Annotated in this window: 6 protein-coding genes; 2 read left to right on the forward strand and 4 right to left on the reverse strand. The window is 60.0% G+C overall.

Annotated features, from left to right (window positions below; genetic code table 11):
• The first annotated feature begins 334 nt into the window (after positions 1-334).
• Both AC27KI_RS20990 and AC27KI_RS20995 read left to right on the forward strand, forming a co-directional pair.
• Positions 335-943: a peptidoglycan recognition protein family protein gene (locus tag AC27KI_RS20990; RefSeq protein ID WP_487090771.1), complete on the forward strand. Its 609-nt coding sequence runs from the start codon at positions 335-337 to the stop codon at positions 941-943.
• Between the two features lie 10 nt (positions 944-953).
• On the forward strand, positions 954-1,391 hold the full coding sequence (locus AC27KI_RS20995) for a hypothetical protein (protein ID WP_487115641.1): 438 nt from the start codon (positions 954-956) through the stop codon (positions 1,389-1,391).
• A gap of 347 nt (positions 1,392-1,738) precedes the next feature.
• On the opposite strand, the gene AC27KI_RS21000 is transcribed toward AC27KI_RS20995, so the two are convergent.
• The 4 genes from AC27KI_RS21000 to AC27KI_RS21015 all read right to left on the reverse strand — a co-directional run.
• Positions 1,739-2,098: a 5-carboxymethyl-2-hydroxymuconate Delta-isomerase gene (locus tag AC27KI_RS21000; RefSeq protein WP_487090773.1), complete on the reverse strand. Its 360-nt coding sequence runs from the start codon at positions 2,096-2,098 to the stop codon at positions 1,739-1,741.
• 56 nt (positions 2,099-2,154) lie between these two features.
• Entirely contained in the window at positions 2,155-2,541 is a 387-nt protein-coding gene (locus AC27KI_RS21005; protein ID WP_487090774.1) for a 6-carboxytetrahydropterin synthase, read from the reverse strand.
• Positions 2,542-2,592: 51 nt separating this feature from the next.
• Complete coding sequence (gene queE, locus AC27KI_RS21010; RefSeq protein WP_487115643.1) at positions 2,593-3,231, reverse strand: 7-carboxy-7-deazaguanine synthase; 639 nt, start codon at positions 3,229-3,231, stop codon at positions 2,593-2,595.
• A partial coding sequence (locus AC27KI_RS21015; protein ID WP_487115645.1) for an aminotransferase class I/II-fold pyridoxal phosphate-dependent enzyme occupies positions 3,228-3,429 on the reverse strand: 202 nt, incomplete at its 5' end. The genes AC27KI_RS21015 and queE, both read right to left, overlap by 4 nt.

Below are 3,429 nucleotides of genomic sequence, written 5' to 3' on the forward strand. Positions count from 1 at the left end.
GATTCTTTGCGTTACTACGTGAAAAAAGGGGCGAAGTCCGAATAGCGAGCTCATGCTGGAGGAAATGGCAAAGAGAGCCCATCGAAGCGAGAAAGCGGTTTGTAGGATTTGCCCAGATGCGGGTATGGCTCGTGAACAGCCTGCGGGGCTGGCTGGACGCCACGCTGCAGGCCTGAGTCGGCGGGGTCGGCGTCCAGGGACCGTCGGTTCCAAATCCAGGAACCATTGCAATACGCTATTGGGAGCCTTTCAAAATGCTACCTCAGGTTTTGCACTTCATATTTGAGGTCGACCTTCGCTATCATGCACGCCCATCGTCTAAAAGGGAGTGCTAATGTTAATTGCAATGGGTGGTGTAATTAAACACAGAAAAATAACCACGCAAATATATCCAGGCATCGAGCATGGGCAGATGCTCAGCGTCAGCGGGATCGTTCTACATCAAACCAGCAGCAATTACACTGCCAAAACGCTGATGGCGTACGCGTTTAGGCCGTCAGGAACAGGAACCCACTTTTTAATTAATCCCGCAGGCCAGATATTTCAAACCGCACGAGTGGATAAAATATGCTGGCATATCGGTCGAATAAAATCTTATTGCATGCAGGTGCAAAAATGCGACGCAATCGATAAGAAAGAACTTGAAGCATTAAAATTGAAGTACACCGATAAGGATGAATATGATAAACAGGTGGATGCCTACGAACGAAAGAAAGCAGCCAAAGATCGCTCTCCCACTAATTTCGATTCCATTGGCATAGAGGTGGTTGGAGCCCCTCTGAATCAATCTTACGGAAAGCCAACACATGCCCAAAATGAATCGTCAAAATGGTTGGTGGGAGAATTGATTTCGATGCTTAATTTGACTCGTGACCGAATTTATCCCCATGGTTTGATTGATCCCCGAAAGCAGGAAAGCGAAGGGCGATTGATTGGTTACTAGAGGCATCTCAATGAAGAATGTGTTAAAAATCACGTTTTCAGTATTCATCGCTCTAAGTATTTTTATCGGTGCTTTTTTTGCATGGTGGTTAATGCCAATCTCCATGCAAGAACCTGAAATTATAAAAGTCATAGACCCCGAAATGAAAGACGAGGACGCGATTAGATTTTGCAATTCTTTCAACATGACGCCTAATGAATTCAGGGAATTCTGGAAAAACGCTAAACCCATTTTTCAATTTGAATCTCATGACTACTCTTTTGGTGCCTGCCACTTCAGGGCCATCGAAAACGGCAAGGAATATAAAATTGGAATTGGCGGTGTAGGAATCATTTCAAATACCAACGATGCCAGCGGAGATTCTTTGCGTTACTACGTGAAAAAAGGGGCGAAGTCCGATAGCGAGCTCATGCTGGAGGAAATGGGCAAAGAGAGCCCATCGAAGTGAGAAAGCGGTTTGTAGGATTTGCCCAGATGCGGGTATGGCTCGTGAACAGCCTGCGGGGCTGGTTCGCCGCCACGCTGCAGGCTTGAAAGGTGTGAGCCGTGACCGCTGCACTCGCCAGAACACCCCCTGCTCTGTGTTGCAAAACCTCGCAGTAACCTGAGCTACGTTGGCGCCTTGCGCCTTGATCGGACGTGTTTCGGCGGTGCATCGGGAGGCACCGGATTCGTTCACACCTGTTGAGCCGGTGTCGCAGGCTCCAAGGGCTCCGATGCCCGCGGCCATCGCTATTTGCTACGTTTTTTGCAGCAATGTGCCCTAGTGTTGATTGCGCTGCAGCCCGGTAGGGCTCAAAGCCGCTCTTTCGCGTAGGACCCACGGTCCATGTCCACGATCTCCACGCTGAGCTGCACCATCACGCCCCCGGGCCGGGGCGTGAGACGGCGCAGCACGTCGGCCACGCGGCCGGCGAGGTCCTGCTTGGTCTCGGGCGAGCGGCCGGACAGCAGGCGCAGCTGCGCATGCACGAACGCGCGGTCGGCGGGGGCGGTGCCGATCTCGAAGCGGTCGGTGCGCAGGAAGCGGGACTTGAGGTCCGCCTCGTTCTGGATCTCGGGGCTCGCGGTGAGGGACTGGTTCAGTTCCGCCAGCATCTGGGCTTCGGGCAGACCGGCCAGGTTCTGGCTGTATTCGATGACGAGGTGGGGCATGGCGGTTCTCCTGCGGGGTGGGATGAAAGACGGGGAAGGGGAAGGGGCGGATGGGCTCAGCCCGGTACCGGGCCGGGCGGCGCCAGCTCCAGCACGCAGCCGTCGCCCAGCGCCTCGCGCCACACGCGCACGCGGCTGGCGGGCGGCTGCATGCCATCGAGCGCCTGGGCGATGAAGTGGCACAGGTTTTCCAGCGTGGGCGTGCCCAGGCCGGGCACCTCGTCCAGCCAGTGGTGGTCGAGCTGCTCGCGCACAGCGGCCAGGCGCTGGCGCAGGTGGCCCAGGTCGATGACCATGCCGGTGGCGGGATCGCGCGGGCCGGTGACGGCCACCTCCGCGTGGTAGGTGTGGCCGTGGATGCGGCGGCTGCCCTCGGCCTCGATCTCGCGCTGCAAGGTGTGCGCGGCATCGAAGAAAAAGCGCTGGTGAACGGTGAACTGCATGGTCGGCGAACGGGCGGGAACGGGGCGAAAAAAAACGGTACGGAACAGGGCTCAGCGGATGCCCGTGAGCTTGTGGGTCTGAAGGCTCAGGCGCCATGCGGGGCGCTCCAGGCAGGCGGCGATGCAGCGCCCGGTGTTGGCGGCCTGCTCCGGGCCGTCCATGGGCTGCAGGAAGCGGTGCGTGAACTGCGTCTGCGACTCCAGCGCGGCGAGGTCGAAGCCGGGCTGGGGCCACACCAGCTTGAGTTCCTGCCCGCTGCGCTGCACCCAGGGCGCGCCGGCCTTGGGGCTGATGCACAGCCAGTCGATGCCGGGCGGCGCGGCCACGGTGCCATTGCTCTCCACGGCGATGCGAAAGTGCCGCGCGTGCAGGGCGTCGATGAAGGCCGGGTCCACCTGCAGCAGCGGCTCGCCGCCCGTCAGCACGACCAGGCGGTGCGCGGCATCGTGCGCGGGCCACTGCGCGGCGATCACGTCGGCCAGCGCGTCTGCGGTGGCGAACTTGCCGCCCAGGGTGCCGTCGGTGCCCACGAAGTCGGTGTCGCAGAAGCGGCAGACGGCGCTGGCGCGGTCTTCCTCGCGGCCGCTCCAGAGGTTGCAGCCCGCGAAGCGGCAGAACACGGCGGGCGTGCCGGCCTGGCCGCCCTCGCCCTGCAGGGTGTAGAAGATTTCCTTGACGCTGTAGGTCATGCCAGGGCCTCCACGGCGGCGGGCGCCAGCTCGGCCAGCACCTGCAGCAAGCGGTCCACGTCGGCCTCGGTGTGCGCGGCTGACAGGGCGATGCGCAGGCGCGCCGTGCCCTCGGGCACGGTGGGTGGGCGGATGGCGGGCACCCACAGGCCGCGCTGGCGCAGGCCTTCCATGGGCGGCCAGGGCCTCGTCGTTGGC

The organism is Acidovorax sp. KPB24-03, assembly GCF_057546605.1.

What these genes read in the sequence shown, in the direction of transcription:
- AC27KI_RS21005 (WP_487090774.1), bottom strand. Translation starts at nt 2,541, where the DNA reads ATGCAGTTCACCGTTCACCAGCGCTTTTTCTTCGATGCCGCGCACACC.
- queE (WP_487115643.1), bottom strand. Translation starts at nt 3,231, where the DNA reads ATGACCTACAGCGTCAAGGAAATCTTCTACACCCTGCAGGGCGAGGGC.
- AC27KI_RS21000 (WP_487090773.1), bottom strand. Translation starts at nt 2,098, where the DNA reads ATGCCCCACCTCGTCATCGAATACAGCCAGAACCTGGCCGGTCTGCCC.
- AC27KI_RS20990 (WP_487090771.1), top strand. Translation starts at nt 335, where the DNA reads ATGTTAATTGCAATGGGTGGTGTAATTAAACACAGAAAAATAACCACG.
- AC27KI_RS20995 (WP_487115641.1), top strand. Translation starts at nt 954, where the DNA reads ATGAAGAATGTGTTAAAAATCACGTTTTCAGTATTCATCGCTCTAAGT.